The sequence below is a fragment of the Sphingomonas sp. SRI_018 genome (assembly GCF_057586275.1).
In genome coordinates, this window is record NZ_JBYCZO010000001.1 from 1,368,795 (window position 1) to 1,387,228 (window position 18,434).

Sequence of the window (18,434 nt, forward strand, 5' to 3'; positions counted from 1 at the left end):
CCGCAAGGGGCCGGGACAAGGCGGAGAGGACCGCCTCCATCAGGAGGCGGCGGGGGATCAGAAGTTGAAGCGGACGCCGGCGCGATAGATCCGGCCCAGCGTGTCGTAGAGCGCCGGATTGATATCCAGGCCGGTGTTGGTCTGCGGCGACGCCACCGGATCCTTGTCGAAGAGATTGTCGACCTTGCCATAGATGGAGAAGCGGTTGCTGATCTTATAGGTGGCGCCGACGTCGACGTAGAACGCGCCCTTCATCTTGTTGTAGTCGATGGTCGGATGGTTCCCGGTCGAAACCGGGCAGGACGTCTGGCAGACCACATATTGGTTGCCGAAGGTGCCGTCGCTGAACCAGCGTTCCTGCACGGTCAGGGTGATCTTGTCGCTGTCATAGGTCTGCACGGCCAGCCATTTCCAGTCGGGCGTGTTGCCGTTGTTCGCGCCGGCCTGATCGACCGGGTCCACGCCGGCGATGCCCGCATTGACGATGAACTTGCGGATATGCGTACCCAGCGCGCGGACGGTGAAAGTGCCCGGCAGGCCCAGAGGCCGCTGCCATTGGTAGCTCGCCTCGATATCGAAGCCGCTGGTCGACCAGGAGGCCAGGTTGAACGGCTGGACGTTAATGTAGTTCAGGCTGGGATTGGCATTGTCCAGGCTGAAGCCGCCGCAGAAGGCCTGATTGCCCTCGAAGCAGAATTGCACGATCTGCTGCGCCGACAGGGTGGAGACCACGCCCTTCAGCTTGATGTTGTAATAGTCGAACGACAAGCTGAGGCCCGGCAGCCACGACGGGCGCGCCAGCACGATGCCGACTTCGGTGTTGCGCGCGATCTCCGGCTTCAGCTCGGTGTTGCCGATCGTGTTCTGGAACGCCTGCACCGCCACGTTGCGGAACGGATCGTTGAAGTTCGGCAGCGTCGTGACGGTCGGTGCGGCGAACAGTTCCGACAGGTTCGGCGCGCGCACGTCGCGCGAGGTCACGCCGCGCAGGCGGATGCCGTCGAGCGGCGTGTCCCAGGTGCCGCCCACCTTCCACGCCCAGACCGTGCCCGAGGTGCTGTAATGCGTGCCGCGGCCCGCGGCGTTCAGATTGGCGCGGCCGATCGACTTGCTGTTGAACAGCGGCAGGTCGACTTCCAGAAAGCCTTCATAGACCTCATATTTGCCGCGGCCGTTCTTGTAGTTGCCGGCCGCCCAGTTGCTGCCCTGCGCCGCGTTGAGCAGCGGGTCCGCCGGATAGTCGGCGCTGTTGGGGCTGAGGTCCGAAACGCCGGCGCCGTAGGGATCGGCGTTCACGCGGTAGAACTCGCGGCGGTATTCGCCGCCGAACGCGACCGACAGCGGCCCCGCCCACAATTCGAGCGGCTCGCCGGAGAAGTTCAGGCTGGCGACGTCCTGGGTCAGCTTGGTGTGCTGGAACGGGCCGTTGTCGTGCGGCGCGACATAGGCAAGCGCCGCATCCGAGGGCGTGAAGCCGCCGAAGATGTTGATCGGCTGGCACCCCAGCGCCCGCGCCGCCGGATCGGCGCAGACGATCGCGCCGTTGAGCGTGATCGCGTTGGTCGCGGCCGCATAGCGGTTCTGCAGGACGATGTCCTTCACCCGGATGTCGGAGATGGTGATGCCGTGCTCGTAATAGGCGTCGTAGTTCCAGTTCGTGCCCGCAACGTCGAACTTACCCTTGGCGCCTCCGACGAAGCGGTACTGGCGCCGGTCGGTATAGACCTGCGGGTCGGGGAAAGACGCGTTGCTCGACCCGAAGCCGAACTGGGTGATGCCGGCCTGGGCGCAGCGATCGCGGACCAGCTGCGGCAGGAACGGGTTGGCGCATTGGACGGTCAGGTTCGACCGGCCGTAGCCGGGGCTCGGCTGGTTATGGGTCTTCACCTGGGCCACATTGACCGTGAGATAGACCTCGTTGTCCGGGGCGAAGTCGAAGCCGATCCGGCCGTAGCCGTTGATGCGCTCCAGCGATGATTTGAGCGACGCCCCCGACCCCGGCGCGCCCGACAGATCGCCGCCCTCGCAGAAGCTGTTGCCGGGATAGCAGCCGGTGACGGCGCCGGTGCCGGTCGGCCGGCCGCCCGACCCATAGTTGAAATTATAGGGCGTGCCGTTCTGGTCGAAGGCGATGCCCTGGAGCGGGCCGTTGTTGATCAGGCCGTAGCGGGAAAACTGATAGGGTTGCGCATAGTCGCGATAGTTGAACTGCGGCAGGCCGTTGTTGGTCTGCCCGGTGTTCATCAGCGTCGTCGCGCGATACCAGTCGCGGCTGCCGGCTAGGTCGGTGCCGAAATCGCCCGCGCCGACGCCGCCCTCATGGTCGTATTCGCCGCTCAGCACGAGGTGCAGGCGGTTGTCGAGGAACGCCTTGCCATAGGCCGCCTGGACCAAGGCGGTCTCGTCGTCGCCGTATTTGGTGATGCTGCCGAGGATATTGCCCTTGAACCCCTCGAAATGCGTGTCGGTGATGAAGTTGACGACGCCGCCGACCGCATCGGACCCGTAGGAGGCCGAGGCGCCGCCGGTCACCACGTCGACGCGCTTGATCAGCAGCTGCGGGAACATGCTGATGTCGGGCACGCCGGTCACGTTGGCGGCGACGACGCGCTGGCTGTCGAGCAGGGTCAGCGTGCGGATCGGGCCGAGGCCGCGCAGCGAGAAGGAGCTGAGGCCCTGCTGCCCGCTCGAGGTGCTGAAGGTGCCCGTCGCCGCGCCGGTCGATCCCTGGAGCGAGGGCAGCTGGGCGATGGTGTTGAAGACGTTCGGCTGCGCGTTGTTGGCGATCTGCGCCTCGCCGAGCACCTGGGTCGGCGTCGGCGCGTTGAAGCCGCTGGTGGTGATGCGCGATCCGGTGACGATGATGTCGGCACCCGTCGCCGATTGCTGAGTCTCCTGCTCGGCGGGGAGCGATTGGGGCGCGTCGGCGGGCGTCGTTTGAGCCGTTGGGGCCTGCGCCGGTGGGCTGGTCTGCGCGGCGGCAGGCATCGCGAGCGTCGCGACGGCAAGCGCAGTCAGACTCGCCGCGGCAAGGCGGCGGCGGGGGTTGTCAGCGTAGATCGTTAGCATGGTCGGTCTCCCCGGTGCTTCTGTTGTGATTGGACCAACCTCACGGCGTCACCGCGTAGAGCGCGTGGTGCGTGAGGATGAACAGCGTGCGCCGGTCGCGCCCGCCGAAGATCAGCTGCAGCGGCCGGTCGGGCACGTCGATGCGGCCCAACTCCTTGCCGTCGGCGCCGTAGACGAACACCTGCCCGTTCGCGACGAAGACGCGGCCGTCCCCGGCGACGGCGACGCTCTCGCCGCCGCGGTTGGCGAAGGGCTTGAGGCCGGTCAGCGCGCCGCCCGGTCCCACCGTGCCGCTGTAGGTGACGTTCTCCGACCCGTTGGTGACGAACAGCCGGTCGCCCTGTTTGCCGCTCACGAAGCCGTTGGCATTGAGGCTGTCGGACCAGCGCCAGCCGACGTGATCCGTCGGCCCCTGCTGCCACACGCGGAAGGCGGGCAGCGCGATGCTGCCGTCCGGCGAGACATATTCCTGCGCCTTGGGCGTGCCCGCGTCGCGCGCGAACATCTCGGCGAGCGTGGTGAACTCATAGGTCTTGTGGTCGAGCTGGTCGCGGAACTCGCCGTTGTTCCACCAATTGACGGGCAGCAGCGTCCGCGCGCCCGACCCCGCACGGACGGGCGTCGGCTTGATCAGCGTGAGCTGGTCCTTGGGCCCCGCCGGATCGAGCGAATAGACGGTCGCCTTGGCGCCGAGCGACGACAGCACCAGCAGGTGCCCGGAGCCGTCGACCGCCAGGTTGACCGGGTCGAGCGGCTGGTCGCGCACGATCTCCAGCCCCTTGGCCTCGGTCCAGCGATAGATGCGCTGGAACCGCCGGTCGATGAAGTAGAGCGCGCCCCCGGCATCCACCGCCGCGCCGGAGATCGACCAGAAGCCTTCCTCCAGCTTGTCGACCTTGGCCATGCCGGACGGCGCCGCCGCGATGCTGCGGTCCGCCGGGCCGACGTCGAGCTTCGCGAACTCGCGCTCGCGCACCACCAGCTTGTGCGACAGGTCCTCGATCGCATTCTCGAACGGATATTTGCTGGCGCGCAGGAAGGTGCCGCACCCCTCGTCGTCGCACGTCGCATAGCCGCTCTCGGCGTTCACATGGACGTTGCGGAAACGGATGTCGCCCGAGTTGAACAGCTTCACCGCACTGCGCGCCGGGTGGTAGCTGCGCGTCACCCGATAGCCGTGATAGTTGGCGAACAGCAGGTTGCGCGAGTTGCGGATCTCCAGCGAGATCGCGTTCGGCCCGTCGCCCACTTCCTGCTCGGTCTGGGGCGCGAGGAACTCCCAGTTCCGGACGTTGTCGAGCACGATCTCGTTGCGGGCATGATGCTCGACCGACATCTCGTAGACATGGCCGGGCGTGCTGGTGTCGGTGACGTAGAAGCCCGCCTGCGCGAAGGTGTTGGGGCTCCACACGTCGGCGAAGGTGCCGCCGCCGCCGTCGGTGACCCAGATGCTGGGATATTGCGCGTCCCAGCGTCCGTCGGCGACCGGATCGCCGCTGTGCGCGGACTGGGTCCCCAGCGGCTTGTCGTCCGCGGTCGGCGTGCCGCCGCCGCCCATGATCTTCACGTCCTCGACCAGGCTGTTCTCGCCCGACCGCCACAGCAGCGCGGACGCGCGCGGGTTCACCCGCCCGGTGAAGAGGCCGAGGCCGGACAGGATGTTGTCGCCGCCGCGCGGGCTCTCGATGATCGGCAGCACGGTGCCGAGGCCGGCATGGCGCGGATTATTGTCGGGGATGTAGAATTGGGTGATCGCCGGGTGCAGCCCGATCAGCACCGTGTCCGGCCGCAGCTTCAGGCTGTCGGTGACCTTGTAGAAGCCGGTCGGGAAATAGAGGACGCGGTGGCCGTCGATTGCGCGCTGGATCGCCGCGGTGTCGTCCGCCTGCCCGTCGCCGACCACGCCGAGCGAGCGCACGTCGGTCCACTCCGCCACAGGGGGCAGGTCGCGGATCGCGGGCGGGCGCGGCGCCGGCATGGCGGGCAGCGGCTGGATGTCGGCCTCGGTCGCATAGTCGCCGGTGCGGCCGAGCTCGGGCACCGCGAGGCCGTAGGAGAAGGACGCGACCTTGTAGGCGCGGCCCTTGCCCTCGACGGTCCGGCCGCTGTCGCGGAAGCGCGCGAACACCGGGCTGTTGCTGGCAAGCGCGTTCTCGAAGCCGATCTGGGTGAAGACGTTGTTCTCGTTGGAGATGACGATCCCCGCCCGCGAGACGTTCTCGAAGCGGACGTCCTTGCCCCACAGCGAATCGCCATAGCCGCGGTCGATCTCGATCCCGACCGGCGTGTCGCGGATCGCGACGTTGACCAGGGTGAGGTCGACCTCATGCTCGCGGATCGCCGCGTCGCGCTGCCCGTCGAAGCTCGAATCGATCAGGGTGAACTGCCAGGCGGGCGAGGTCTTCTCGGTGACGATGCCGTAGCGGCCGCCATGGAAATGGACGTTCTCCATGACGTTGCCGGCCTGGTAGACGCCGGCGAAGGCCGATCCCAGGCGGAAGTCCATGTGGCTGAGGAAGGCGTGCTGGGCCATGCGGAAGCGCACCGCGGCCGCCGCCGGGTTGCCGGGGCCGATCTCGACGTCGACGTTGCTCATCGACGAATAGAAGGTGCCCGAATTGGCGTCGCGGACGACCTTGTCACGCGGCACCACGGTCGGCACGGGCACGGGCACCTTGCCGACATTGTACTGATCCCCGCCGGCGAATACGATCATCGTCGACACGCCACTCTGGAAGCCCGGCGTGTTGGCGCCGAGCACGAGCACGGGCCGGGTCGGGCCCACGCCGAAGATGCGCACGCCCGCCGGCACCACGACGGTGCGGGTGAGGCGGTAGCGGCCGGACGGCAGGAAGACGATGCCGTGGCCGGTCTTGTCGCGGGCCGCGTCGAGCGCGCGCTGGATGGCGTCGGTGTCGTCGGCGCGCCCGTCTCCCTGTCCGCGCACGGTGATCGCCCTGGGATCGTTCGGAGCGACCGGCAGCACGGACTCCGCCGCGGCGGGGCCGCAGCCATAGGTCCACAGGATCGCCGCAGTCGCGAACAGGCGCGCTTTCATGCTGCCCTCGATCATCCTCTCCGAAAGGGGCCGGTGCCCCGATCCCGCGACCGATAGGCGGCTGCGGCGCCGCTGCCATCCGCGACCATGGTCGTAGTTCCCTCCGGCGCGGAGCCGCCGTTAGGACTCGGCCGTGCAACCATCGGAAAGGGCCGTGATCGGGCCCGCTGCCGGCAGCCTTCAGGGACAGCGCTTGCAAGGATCAGACAGTCACAGCGGCATGAAGGCGCCGGCCATCGTCGTGATGGGCGTGAGCGGCTGCGGCAAGTCGACGCTCGGCGCGCTGCTCGCCCGCACGCTGGGTTGCCCGTTCCTCGAGGGCGACCAGTTCCACGACGATGCCGCGGTCGCCAAGATGCGGGCCGGCCAGCCGCTGTCCGACGAGGATCGCCGGCCGTGGCTCGACCGGGTCGGACAGGCGATCGGCGCGGCGGTGCGGTCGGACGGCGTCGCCGTCGCGGCCTGCTCGGCGCTGCGGCGACGGTATCGAGACCAGCTCCGGGAAGCGATCGGAGTGCCGGCGCGGTTCGTGCTGCTCGATAGCGGCCGGGACGAGTTGATGCGCCGGCTCCTCAATCGTCCTCACCACTATATGCCGGCGAGCCTGCTCGACAGCCAGCTCGCGACCCTCGAGCGCCCCGATCCCGACGAAGCGGCGATCGCGCTCGACGCCTGCGCCGCGCCCGAGCAGCTCCGCGACACCGCGCTGGCCTGGCTGCGTGGCGAACGGGAGACGCCTTAGGATCGATCGACAAGTGAGGGATGACTGACATCTCAACCCTCCTCACCGTCACCCCGGACTTGTTCCGGAGTCCACCGGGAGGCAAGGACCGGGCAAGAGGTTTGAGTGCAGTCCGCTAGGTCCGGTGGACCCCGGAACAAGTCCGGGGTGACGGCTGGGAATCGGGCTAGGAAATGCCTGCAACCTTAAATGTCGATCTCCCCTATGGCATCAGCCGCTTGCGCCCTTCGGAGAGATGCCACCGCATCGCCAGCGCGGCGCCGTCGGCGTCCTGCGCGCGGATCGCGTCGACGATCATCTCATGCTCTCGCATCATCGCACCGATCACCTCGGGCGGACGCGAACGCGAGATGTCCACCCCGGCGCGCATGATGCGATCCGTTTCCTCCGACAGGGCGTCGAAGGCGACCACGAAGGCCGGATTGGCGGTCGCCCGCGCGATCCGGCGATGCAGGTCCATGTCCTCGGCATGGGCCGGCGCGCTCGACAGCAGCGCCTCGCGCAGCCGCACCAGCCCATCCTCGATCTCGGCAAGGTCCTCGGCGGAGCGCCGCATCGCCGCCAGCCGTGCCGCCTCCGCCTCCAGCACGAAGCGGACCTCGTAGCTGCCGAGCGTCGACGACAGCTCGGTGAGCGGCATGAAGGCGACCAGCCGGTCGGACGGCCGGCTCTTCACGAACGACCCTGCGCCGCGCCGCGCTTCGGTGATCCCGTCGGAGGCGAGACGGACCAGCGCCTCGCGGACGATCGTGCGCGACACGCCGAACATCTCGGCGAGCCCCGCCTCCGAGGGCAGCCGGTCGCCGATGCCGAGACCCTCGGCATTGATCATCTCGACGATGCCTGTATAGGCGCGATCCGCCGCCCGTCCCTCACTCATCGCGGCCTCCCTAGAACACGCTGCTGGCGGCCAGGACCAGCAGCAATCCCGCCACCGAGATGACGGTCTCGAGTACCGACCAGGTCCGGAACGTGCCGGGCATGTCGGTGCCGAGATAGCCCTTGACCAGCCAGAAGCCCGGATCGTTGACGTGCGAGAAGAAGACCGAGCCGGCGCCGATCGCGAGCACGGTCCATTCGGGCGACACGCCCGACGCCGCCACCAACCCGGGCATGACGCCCGCCGCGGTGATCGTCGCCACCGTCGCCGATCCGGTCGCCAGGCGGATGAACACCGCGATCAGCCAGGCGAGCACCAGCGGCGAGACCGCGCCGCCCGCCGCCACGCGCACGAGCATGTCGGACAGGCCGGCACTCACCAGCACCTGCTTGAGCGCGCCGCCCGCGCCGATCGCGAGCAGGATCGTGCCGGCAGGCTTCATCGTCTCGATCCAGATCGCCTCCTGGATCCGCGGCTCGATCAGCCGGCGGCCGAACAGGAGGGGAAGCGCGAGAAGACAGGCGATCAGCAGCGCCGCGATCGGGTTGCTCGCCGCGCCGAGCCAGGCGAAGCGCGGCGCGACGCCGGCGGGCAGCAGCGCACCGACCTGGCCCACCGCGATCAGCACGACCGGCATCAGCACGACCACGAACGCCCGCCACAACGATGGGCTCTCCATCTCCACTCGCACCGGCTCGAGCGCGGGCGGCCCGAGCGTCACGCCGCGCGCGGTAAGGCGCGCGAGCACCGGTCCGGAGAGCACGGCGACCGGCAGTGCTATGATCAGGCCGTAAACGATCGTCCGGCCAAGGCTCGCACCCAGCGCTTCGACCGCGAGCAGCGGCCCCGGGTGCGGCGGCACCAGCGCGTGCACCACCGACAGGCCGGCGAGCGCGGGCAGCATCAGGCGGAGCTTGGCCGCATCGCCGTTCGCGCCCTGCGGCAGCGCCGCCGCGGCGGTGGCGACGATGGGGAGCAGCAGCACCAGCCCGGTCTCGAAGAACAGCGGCAGGCCGATCACCAGCGCGGCGAACAGGCTCGCCCACGGCGCACCCGCGACGCCCGACCAGCGCAGCGCCGCGCGGGCAAGCCCGGCAGCACCGTCCGACAGCTGCAGCATCGCGCCGAGCGCCAGCCCCAGCGCGACCACCAGGCCGGTTCCGCCCAGGATGTCGCCGGCGCCCTTCTGCACCGCCTTGGCCGTGTCGCCGATCGGCATCCCGGCGAGCAGACCGACCGCGAAGGCGCCGCACAGCAGCCCGACGAACGGATGGAAGCGGCCCCTTATGATCAGCAGGATCGACAGCGCGATGCCCAGAACAGCGGCAAGGACGAGGCGATAGTCGGCGAAGGTCATCGCCCTCCCCCTTTCCTCGAAGGCCCGCGGAGGATCGTCTCCATGCCCCGCCAGGGTCGGCGTCGCCCCATTTGTTATCCGCTCCCTTCCTCGTGCTCCACGGTCGGGAGCTTGGCAATATCTGTAGGACAGATTCCCGGCATTTACCACAGGAATTGCGGCAGAATGCGCGTTACCTGCTTGAATCTGTCCAACAGATAGCGCTAAGTTAGCGCTATCGCGATTCCCCGCCCAACCGCGGCTCGCGATGCGGCAAACAGAACCGCGCGAAAAAAGGGAGATGATGATGATCGGAACCGAGCAGCATCAGGCAGTGGCCAACGGCGCGGCGCGCGAGGATGGCCGGGCCGTCCTTGCCACGCTCACTCCCACCCAGATCAAGGTGCTTCAGGGCGTCCGTTCCGGCCTGCTCAACAAGCAGATCGCGTTCGATCTCGGTATCGCCGAAGCGACGGTGAAGGCGCACATGACCGCGCTGATGCGCAAGCTCAACGTGCGTAACCGCACCCAGGTCGCGATCGCGGCGCAGACGATGGGCTACGGGCAGCGTTCGCTCGCCCAGTAATCTTTCCAGGCGCGCTCAACGCCGCTGCCGCGCGGCTAACGGACACCCTTCGACACTCCAGTGCACAGGCGTGGTGAGCCACAGCGTCGCAGCCCGGCAAGGCAACGCGCGTCCGCTGGAGCTGCCGGCCTTGTCCGTGCCGCCCCGACGATGATCAGCCGCGTGAACCTCCCGAGCCTCCCCAATGCCGCCGGATCACCGCTCGGGCAGGTCAACCGCCTCTTCAAGCGAATCCGCATAGCGGCGGCGATCGGCCATGAGGCGCGCCCGCACCTGCTCGATCTCATGAACTTCGGTCGCGTGCAGCAGGTCGCGCAGTACCCGGTTGATGTGGCTTCGCATGCATGCCCGCGCCTGGTCCGGGTCGCCCGACGTTATCGCCGCGAGAATCTGACGATGCTCCTCGACCACGGGAGCGACCCCGGCCGCCCGCGCCTTCTCCGTCACCAGCCGATACTGCGCCGATCGGTCGCGCATGTCCCACAATTGCTCGACCACCGCCTCGAACGCGCTGTTGCGCGACGCTCTGGCGATCGCGAGGTGGAAGCGCCGATCCGCGTCTTCGCACGTCGGAAAATCCCCAAGCGTCGAGACCATCTCATCGAGAAGCGCTTCCAGCGCCCTCACATCCTCGGCATCCGCGTGCTGGGCCGCGAGGGCGCAGGTCTCCGCCTCGATCGCCCGCCGCGCCTCCAGCAGCTCGAACGGCCCGACATCGGCCTCATTGGCCTTGCCGCCCGCCGGCGAGGCGGAGGTGACGATGATGCCGTAACCGTGACGGACCTCCACCTGGCCGTCCAGCTCGAGCGCGATGAGCGCCTCGCGGATGGTCGGCCGGGACACCGCATAGGCCTGCGAGAGCAATCGCTCGGAGGGGAGTTTCGACCCCACCGGATATTCGTGCGCCGCGATCTTCGCGGCGATTTCCTTCTTCACATGCTCGTAAAGCCGTTCCTGGCGCACGCACCGCTCCCGTCGTTTCGGTGCGGTATAGCCGCTCTGATCAGTGCCAGAAACGGATAACGCCAATCTCTCTCGACTACCTCCCAAAAAAGCGGCGGCGCGCCGCAAAGCGCGCCGCCCGAGGAGGGTTCAGAAATTGAGCCGCGCGCCGATCAGGAAATTGCGGCCGGCATAGGTCGCGCCGTCCGGCTGGGATTCACGGTTCTCGTACCGGTTCAGCTGGACCTGCTGGAGCAGGTTCTGCGCCTGGAGCGTGATCTTGAGGTTGGTGTACCACGGCAGCGGAAAGCTGATCTGCGCATCCATATAGTCCGTCGCGATCGAGTAGAGATCGCCGGGCACGTTGTTGCACGGGCAGACGGTGTTCAGATTCTCGTCGCGGTGCGTGTAGGAAAGCCGCGCGGAGAACCCGCCCTTGGTCTCGTAATAGATCGTGCCGTTGTAGGTCCACGGCGCGAGCCCTGCGATCAGCGACTTGGGATTGAAGTTCTTGGGCACCGTGCCCGACAGCTTCTGCGAGATATGCGTCACGTTCGCATTGAAGCCGACCCCCTTCACCAGGAAGTCGAGCGGCTGGATCCACTGGAACTCCTGCCCGAACAGGTTCACCGTGACGTCCGAGTTGAGTTTCTGGCGCACGATGATGCGCGCTGCGTTCGGGTCGCCGTTGCCGAGGTTGCTGATGCCGGTCTGCTGACGCTGGCTCAGGCGGCTGAAGACGAGGCCGGTCTCGGCGAACGGCGTCGCGGTGTCGATCGTCGCGGGATAGTCGTGGACGTTCTTCCACCACAGGTTGAACGTCAGCACGGTCCTGGACCGCGGATACCATTCGATGCCGACATCGAAATTGTCGGCATAGAAGGGACGCAGGCTGGGGTTGCCCCTCGTGAAGACGTCGCCGTCCAGGCTGAGGCCGAAGGTCGGCGCCAGGTCCTGCGGATTGGGCCGCGTCACGGTCCGCGCGGCGGCGCCGCGGAACACCAGCGAGTTCGTCGCCAGATAGGCGAAATTGGCGCTCGGCAGCCATTTGGAACCGCTGCTCTTGGTAAAGGGTGCGGTCCGCGTGCCGCCGCCCACCAGGAAGTCGTTGACGATGCCGGCGACGGTCTGGGTCGTGCGGGTGTAGCGCACGCCGGCATTGTAGCGCAGCTCGCCGCCGAAGACGTCCTGCCGGCCGTCGACCATCAGATAGTTCGACCAGGTATCCTCGGTCAGCACCCGCGGCGAATAGGTGTTGAGATAATTGCCCGGCTGGTCGCCCGGATTGGTCTGGTTGATGTAATAATCGAAATCGACCGCATTGCGCATCTTGGCGAAGTCGAGGACCTGCCAGCCGCCGTTGAAGCCCGCGTCGAACGGCGCATTCTTGAACAGGCCGCTCGCCGGCAGGTTGGTCAGGAACTGCGGGATCGCAGAGTTCGGCACCGCGCCGAGCACCGAGGTCTCCTGCGACGTGAACTGCGACGTGCAGTTGTTGCGGAACGCGCAATCGGAAACGTTCCAGCTGGTGATGTTCCGCTCGAAGCTCGACACCATCATGCCCGCCGACACCTGGAAGCGGTTGGCGTCGCCGCCGGCGAAGTCGATGCGGCCGGCCTTCTGCTTCAGGTCCTGCCGGTTCGGCGCGATCTGGATGCTGTTCCAGTACCAGCCGGTGTAGTTCGCCAGGTCGATGTTCGACGAGATCCGGGGCGTGAGGTCGCCCGGGGTGTAGCTGTAATTGACATATTGCCCGGTGTTCAGCGGCGTGAGGTTCGATGCAGGACCGCCGCCGGCCGGCGCGGTCTGCCCGGGCGCGTAGACGACCGGCTGCACCTGCCCCGGCGCCGACTGCAGCGTGTATTGCAGCGAATCATTCTTGAACTTGCCGGTGTTGACCATGCCGGCGACCGAGACGCGGAAGTCCTTGTTGATCTCCCAATCCAGCTGCGCGGAACGGTAGAACAGCCGCGTATAGGTCTGGGCGTCGGTGCTCTGGTTGAGGAAATAGGCATTGCCGAAGGTGCCCGAGGTGAGGACGTTGTTCTCGTCCGCCTCGAAGTCGATCGGGATGTTGTTGTTGTAGCTGCGCACGACCATCATCACGTCGTGCTGGCCGAAATTATTGTTCGACTCGCTCAGGATCGAATCGATCCTGAGGCTCACACCATCGACCGGCCGCCACTCGAAATTGAGCATACCGGCCTTCCGGTCCCGCGAGCCGACGACCTGCTCCGCACGCACGAGGCGCGGGACGATCACATAGCTCAGGTCCTGGCACGACATGCCCGACGTACCGCCCGGCACGCCGTTCCCGCACTGGACGAGCGGCGACCCCGCGGCGGGCAGGCCGAGCTCGGGCGGCACGTTGCTCGGCACGCGGGTCAGCGTGGCGCCGCCGCCGCCGCCATAGCCCGACGTCCGGTTGTCGACGTTGTTGGCGGGAAGGCTGCTCGGATCGATCGTCAGCGAGTTGCAGCCCGCACGCGTAGTGGGACAGGCCGACCCGAGGCTCATCGTCGTATAGCCGACGGTGTTGAAGATCTCGCTGCGATAGTTGCGCTTGGCATAGGCGCCGGCGACGACGATGCCGAAGTCGCCGATCGGCGTATCCATGAACGTGTTGCTGACGATCCCGGCGATGCGCGGGGTCGTGGTCTTGTCGGCGTCCTGATACGAGCCCTGCGCCTGGATGCTGACGTGGAAGCCCTTCCGGTCGAACGGACCGATCGGCTGCATGTCGACCGATCCGGCGGTGCCGCCCTCGACGGCGCTGGCGATCGGCGACTTGCTGAGCGTCAGGCGGCGGAACAGCTCCGACGGCAGGATGTCGAGGCTCGACCCGCGGCCCTCGTTGGAGCCGTTGGCCGAGGTGCTGATCGCGAAGCCGTTGACCGTCAGCACGGTGAAGCCCGCGCTGAGGCCGCGCACGTTGATGTAGGTCCCCTCGCCCGACGTATCGCGATCGATCTGCACGCCCGGCAGGCGCTGCAGCGATTCGGCGAGGTTGAGGTCGGGGAACTTGCCGATGTCCTCGGCGAAGATCGAATCGGTGAAGTTGGTGGCGTTCTTCTTCGCGTTCGCCGAATCCTCGAGCGACCTCGCATAGCCGGTGACGATGATGTCGTCGGCCCGGTTCTCGGAGTCGGACGCATCCCCCGGCGCAGCCTGATATTGCGCGGGCGGTGCCGGCGGGGATGCCGGGCTGGCCACGCGTTCCTGGGGCGTGCTCCCTGACGGTGCCGCAGATTGCGCATTCGCCGCAATTGGCATGACCACCAGCGCCATCGCCAAAGCCGTCCCGGACAGCCACGCGATGCGCACAGAATTGCCGTCGATCCCTTTCGGCCTCATGTCCCCTCTCCCTATTCGTGAAGCGATTGGGTGCCTCACCTTCTCTTTGTGGTCAGGCTAGTGGCCTGACCTCTTGTGTCAATCAAAAAATGGGAGCGATACCATCGCGTGCGAGCGACGGCCTTCCGAAGGCTTGAGGCTTGAAATGGAGGAAGATTAAGCGGGAGCGCCTTGCCGCATGTCGCGATACAGGCGGGGAATCAGTGATATCGATATCAAACTTCTTATTTGCGGACGGCTTTGGAGTCCGCCGAATGAACAGGAACGTGCTCCTGCGAAGGCAGGAGCCTTGGATTATGTGCGCCGCACTACAGCCTGGGTTTCCCTTCGCAGGAGCACTGACACTGCTTCAATCTGAATGAGACACAACCGTCACCGCCGCTTGCAATGTAGGATTTCGCCTGCTTGGCTGCTCCGGTCCGGGCCGCGCGAGCGTCGGGCTGCTCTTTGATCCCGTCGATCTTGTCCATGTCGCGTAGGCGTCGCGCCAGTGTCGCGTTGCCGTCGCGTGAGTGTCGCGCAGGTGTCGCGTCGTCGTTGTGTCCGCGTCGCTTATCCGTCGCTTTCATGTAGCGTTCCGAGCGGACCGGCTCGTGCACACATGCCTGAGTCAATTTAGTCAACATTTTCGGGTGTCCTGATACCGGATGCGCCATCCGGATCGGGCCCCATCTACCCGTGACTTTCGTGACCTTCGACGGTTTTCTGCGGCTTTCCGAAGCCTGTCCCGAGCCCTGAGACCAGCGCCTGCCATCGGCAACCGGCCTCGAATAGTTCAGCTGGTCGTCCAGGGTCAGCCCGCCGGCCTCAGCGGTTCCCGCCGGGGCGCTCCCGCAAGCGCGCGGGCGATGGCGGAGCGGAGCGGCTTGGCGCGGAATTCCCGATCATAGGGCAGGCCGCGCTTGGGCAGCTTGTCGGCGCGCGGATCGAAGCCTTCCAGCCAGCTATAGCGATCGCTCAGGCCCCAGACGAGCATCTCGCGCAGCTGAGGATAGCTGAACATGATGTCGAGATAGGCCCGCGCATAGTCCGCGACCGCGCCGTCCCGCGCGGCGATGTCGGCCGGCGCCTTCCGGTCGTTGACGTCGAATTCGGTGATGACGAGGTCGAAGCCCATCGCGACGACCTCGTCCAGAAAGCGGCGCCACGGCCCCGCCGATTCCTTGACGATGGCCGCAACCGGATCGGATTTGAGCAGCCGGATATGCGACTGGACACCCAATGCGTCGACCGGCGTGTTCCGCTTGCGAAACCCCTCGAGCAGCTTGAGCACACCCCGGATATGGCTCTCGTCCTCGGTGCCCCGCTCCCAGCTCATATAGTCGTTGTAGACCAGCTGTGCGTGCGGCGCCTCGGCGCGGGCGCTGTGGAACAGGAGGTCGAGCATCGCCTCGCCGCCGAGCGCTTTGGTCACGACGGTATCGCGGATCGCCCCGGTCTCCGGCTGGATCGCCTCGTTGACCACGTCGTAGGAGAAGATGCGGCTGCCGTATCGGCCGCAGACCGTCCGCACATGCTCGATCAGCATCGCCTCGGCCGCTTGCGCGGGGCGGCTCCCGAAATCATGGTCGCGCAGCCAGTCCGGGTACCACTGCGGCGGCACCCAGAACAACGTATGGCCGCGAAGGCGCATATGATGATCCATCGCATAGTCGGCGATCGCATCCATGCGCGCGAAGTCGAAAAGGTGCGGCCCGGGCCGCGTGGCCTGCCACTTCAGCTCGTTCTCGGGCACCAGCACCGCGCAATCGCGCTCGAGCAGGGCGGCATAGCGCGGATTGGCGAAGGAGCCGGTATCGCTCCCCTGCCCTCCCCAGGCGACTGCCGACCCGAACAGGATGCCGCGGCGCGCGGCGACCTCTGCCAGGCCCGGCTCGCCCGCAGCATCCGCCGCGGTGGCGAGCCCCAGCGCGGCACAGCCGGCGATCACGTCACGCCGGCTCAGCAGCGGAGCTATCGGCGCGCTCACTTGCGCACCGAAGCGGCGGTGGGCACCGGCCCCAGATAGGACGGCGGAACGGGACGGGTGGCGATCACCAGCTTCTGGAGGACCACATTGTCGTCCAGGCGCCAGATCCTGACGCGATGCCGTCCGGCCGACAGCGCGGGAAATCTGGCGCTGACGGTGACGGCGTTGTCTTTGACTGCCTCGACCCAGGCTCGCTCCTCCGTCGAACGCGCGCCGCCGGCCGCCGGCACCGGATTGAAGGTCAGCGTCTGCGGCGGACCGTCGTCGACGGAGACGCCGATCCTGAGCCCCTTCCCACCGTGCGTGTCGAGGGTCGGGACCAGATAGAGCAGCACCTGCCCGTCGCCCGCCTGCCGCAGGTCGACATCATATTCGAGCCGCACGCCATCGCCGAAGCCGCTCGCGGGCCGCCCCTGCGGCAAGGCCACTACCGATCCAAGCGTCCGTCCGAGATGCGGAATGACGGTCCAGGTCAGCCCTTTCCCGTTGACGGCCCGGCTGAAGTCCGGGGCCTCGATCGCGACGATCCCCGGATCGGCGCCGGCTTCCGATCGCCCGATCGTCGGAACCTGGACGGGCGCGCCGCCGGGCACGCGGACCACCTCCGGCATCTTCTGTGTATCGGGCTGCTGCCAGTTCGTGTAGCCGATATGGATCTGGGACATCATCCTGTCCCACTTGCCGCCGGCGAGAGCATGATAGTCGTGGGTCAGTTGCCCGTCGCGCCGGTACGCAGCCTCGGCCATGTCGGCGAAGGCGTTGGCCCTAACGTCCCCGGCCGCAGCCAGCCGCCGGTTCCACGCCACCGCATAATAGAGGCGGTAGAGATTGCCGAGCGCGGCGATCGGATGCTCGACCAGCTGGAAATAGGCGTCGCGCTGCTCGGGCGGCAGCGAGGCCTTCACCGCCAGCATCTCCCGCTCCAGCGCATCCCATTCGGCGACCATCGCGCCGAATTCGCCGCCGTCGAGCGTCTTGCCCGACGCCGGCCCGAGATCGAAGCTCGCCGCGTCGATGAGCTCCGGCTTGCGCCGTGCGGCGAGCTGTCCGTAGCGCGTCACCATCCGCCCGATCGCCTGCGCATGGTCGGGGCCGAATGCGGCGGCGGCCCACCGCTCCGGATAGGCCGCGAGCGCCGCGGGCGTCATCGCTTCCGGGTCCCAGGCCATGTCCATGAAGAACTGCAGCGGGAACTCCATCGGCTTGATGTCGCCGACGTTGACGATCCACAGGCTGCGCGCGCCTCGCCGATAGGCGAGGTCCATCTGCTGCCAGGTCTTCTCTATCTGATTGGTGTTGATCCACTTGTAGTTTCGTGGAGCGCCGACATAGTCGAAATGGTAATAGACGCCGTAACCGCCCGCGCGTCGATCCGGCTTCTCCGGCAGCCTTCTGATCTGCCCCCAATTGTCATCGCAGAACAGCAGGATGACGTCATCCGGGACGGTCATCCCGTCGTCGTAATAGTCCTGCACCTCCTTATACAGCGCCCACACCTGCGGCGTCCGCTCGGCGGGCTTGCCGGTCACGTCGGCGATGATCCTGCGCTGATCGGCGACGATGGTTTCCAGAAGACGCGTCGCGGTGCCCTCGGCCATCGGCTCGTCGCCGTCGCCGCGCATCCCGATCGTCACCAGGCTTTCGTAGGTCCCGCCGCCGGGCTTGGACGCCATCCGCTCGATCGCCCCACGCCAGAAGGCGCGGAGGTTGGCGCCGTTCTGCGCATAATCCCATTTGCCGCCGGTAACGCCGCTGCCGGTGTCACGGTGCCATTCGGCCTGTGCCCGCATCATCGGCTCGTGGTGGGAGGTCCCCATCACCACCCCCATCTGATCGGCGAGCGCCTGGTTCCGCGGATCGTCGACGGCGAATGCCTTCCCCCACATCGCCGGCCAGAGATAATTGCCCTTCATCCTGAGGACGAGCTCGAACACATGCTCGTACATCGCTGAGTTCAGGCCGCCGAACGTCTTCTTCGCCCAGCCGCTGAATGCCGGATCCTCGTCGTTGATGAAAAAGCCGCGGTAGCGGACCTTCGGCTGATCGGTGTGCGAACCGGCCGTAAGAAAGAGATCGTCACGCTTGCGGACCGGGATATCCGCCCACCAGTTCCAGGGATTGACGCCGATCTTCGCGGAAAGGTCATAAGCCCCGAACACGGCGCCGCGACGGTCGGACCCCACGATCACCAGCGCCCGCGGGATGTTCGGCAGCGGCCGCTCCACCACCACCTGGCGATAGGCTTCCCATCGCCCGCGGAGATCGGAGGTCGCCAGCTTCCCTTCCGCGGCAAGGCGGTCGATGACCGGGCTGGTGCCGATCGCGCCGATGATCACGACCTGTCCCTTGGCCAGCCGCAGGTCGTTCAGCACGGCCCCACCGCTCCCACGACCACCGACGCGCTGCAGGTCCCCGGCGAAGCTCCTCGCGACCCGTGTGATCGCCGGGTCCGCGCCGGCATCGACGTAGACCGGCGCCGGCTGCCCATTCCGAATAAG

At 67.1% G+C, this 18,434-nt stretch carries 10 protein-coding genes; 2 read left to right on the forward strand and 8 right to left on the reverse strand.

Annotated elements, in window-relative coordinates; translation table 11 throughout:
- Window positions 1-57: 57 nt before the first annotated feature.
- Entirely contained in the window at window positions 58-3,069 is a 3,012-nt protein-coding gene (locus AC2YHA_RS06340) for a TonB-dependent receptor plug domain-containing protein (RefSeq protein ID WP_487400791.1), read from the reverse strand.
- A gap of 40 nt (window positions 3,070-3,109) precedes the next feature.
- Complete coding sequence (locus AC2YHA_RS06345; RefSeq protein ID WP_487400792.1) at window positions 3,110-6,127, reverse strand: glycosyl hydrolase family 28-related protein; 3,018 nt, start codon at window positions 6,125-6,127, stop codon at window positions 3,110-3,112.
- A 220-nt stretch (window positions 6,128-6,347) separates the two neighbouring features.
- Here AC2YHA_RS06345 and AC2YHA_RS06350 point away from each other — a divergent pair, with 220 nt between their 5' ends.
- Window positions 6,348-6,869, forward strand: a complete 522-nt coding sequence (locus AC2YHA_RS06350) for a gluconokinase (RefSeq protein WP_487400793.1) — start codon at window positions 6,348-6,350, stop codon at window positions 6,867-6,869.
- 202 nt (window positions 6,870-7,071) lie between these two features.
- On the opposite strand, the gene AC2YHA_RS06355 is transcribed toward AC2YHA_RS06350, so the two are convergent.
- Together AC2YHA_RS06355 and AC2YHA_RS06360 are read right to left on the reverse strand one after the other, a co-directional pair.
- A complete protein-coding gene (locus AC2YHA_RS06355; protein WP_233786351.1) occupies window positions 7,072-7,749 on the reverse strand; it encodes a FadR/GntR family transcriptional regulator in 678 nt (225 codons plus the stop codon).
- Between the two features lie 10 nt (window positions 7,750-7,759).
- Window positions 7,760-9,106, reverse strand: a complete 1,347-nt coding sequence (locus AC2YHA_RS06360) for a GntT/GntP/DsdX family permease (protein ID WP_233786350.1) — start codon at window positions 9,104-9,106, stop codon at window positions 7,760-7,762.
- 286 nt (window positions 9,107-9,392) lie between these two features.
- Between AC2YHA_RS06360 and AC2YHA_RS06365 the strand changes: the two genes are divergently transcribed.
- The gene (locus tag AC2YHA_RS06365; RefSeq protein WP_233786349.1) at window positions 9,393-9,671 is read left to right on the forward strand and encodes a helix-turn-helix domain-containing protein; all 279 of its coding nucleotides are present in this window, start codon (window positions 9,393-9,395) and stop codon (window positions 9,669-9,671) included.
- A 195-nt stretch (window positions 9,672-9,866) separates the two neighbouring features.
- On the opposite strand, the gene AC2YHA_RS06370 is transcribed toward AC2YHA_RS06365, so the two are convergent.
- The 4 genes from AC2YHA_RS06370 to AC2YHA_RS06385 all read right to left on the reverse strand — a co-directional run bounded on the left by AC2YHA_RS06370 (window position 9,867) and on the right by AC2YHA_RS06385 (window position 18,308).
- The gene (locus AC2YHA_RS06370; protein ID WP_487400794.1) at window positions 9,867-10,742 is read right to left on the reverse strand and encodes a FadR/GntR family transcriptional regulator; all 876 of its coding nucleotides are present in this window, start codon (window positions 10,740-10,742) and stop codon (window positions 9,867-9,869) included.
- 21 nt (window positions 10,743-10,763) lie between these two features.
- The gene (locus AC2YHA_RS06375; protein WP_487400795.1) at window positions 10,764-13,967 is read right to left on the reverse strand and encodes a TonB-dependent receptor; all 3,204 of its coding nucleotides are present in this window, start codon (window positions 13,965-13,967) and stop codon (window positions 10,764-10,766) included.
- Window positions 13,968-14,760: 793 nt separating this feature from the next.
- Window positions 14,761-15,936 carry an endo-1,4-beta-xylanase gene (locus AC2YHA_RS06380; protein WP_487400796.1) on the reverse strand — a complete coding sequence of 392 codons (1,176 nt, stop codon included), beginning with the start codon at window positions 15,934-15,936 and terminating at the stop codon, window positions 14,761-14,763.
- A complete protein-coding gene (locus AC2YHA_RS06385; RefSeq protein WP_487400797.1) occupies window positions 15,933-18,308 on the reverse strand; it encodes a glycosyl hydrolase 115 family protein in 2,376 nt (791 codons plus the stop codon). Before AC2YHA_RS06385 ends, AC2YHA_RS06380 begins: the two co-directional genes overlap by 4 nt.
- Window positions 18,309-18,434: the final 126 nt, after the last annotated feature.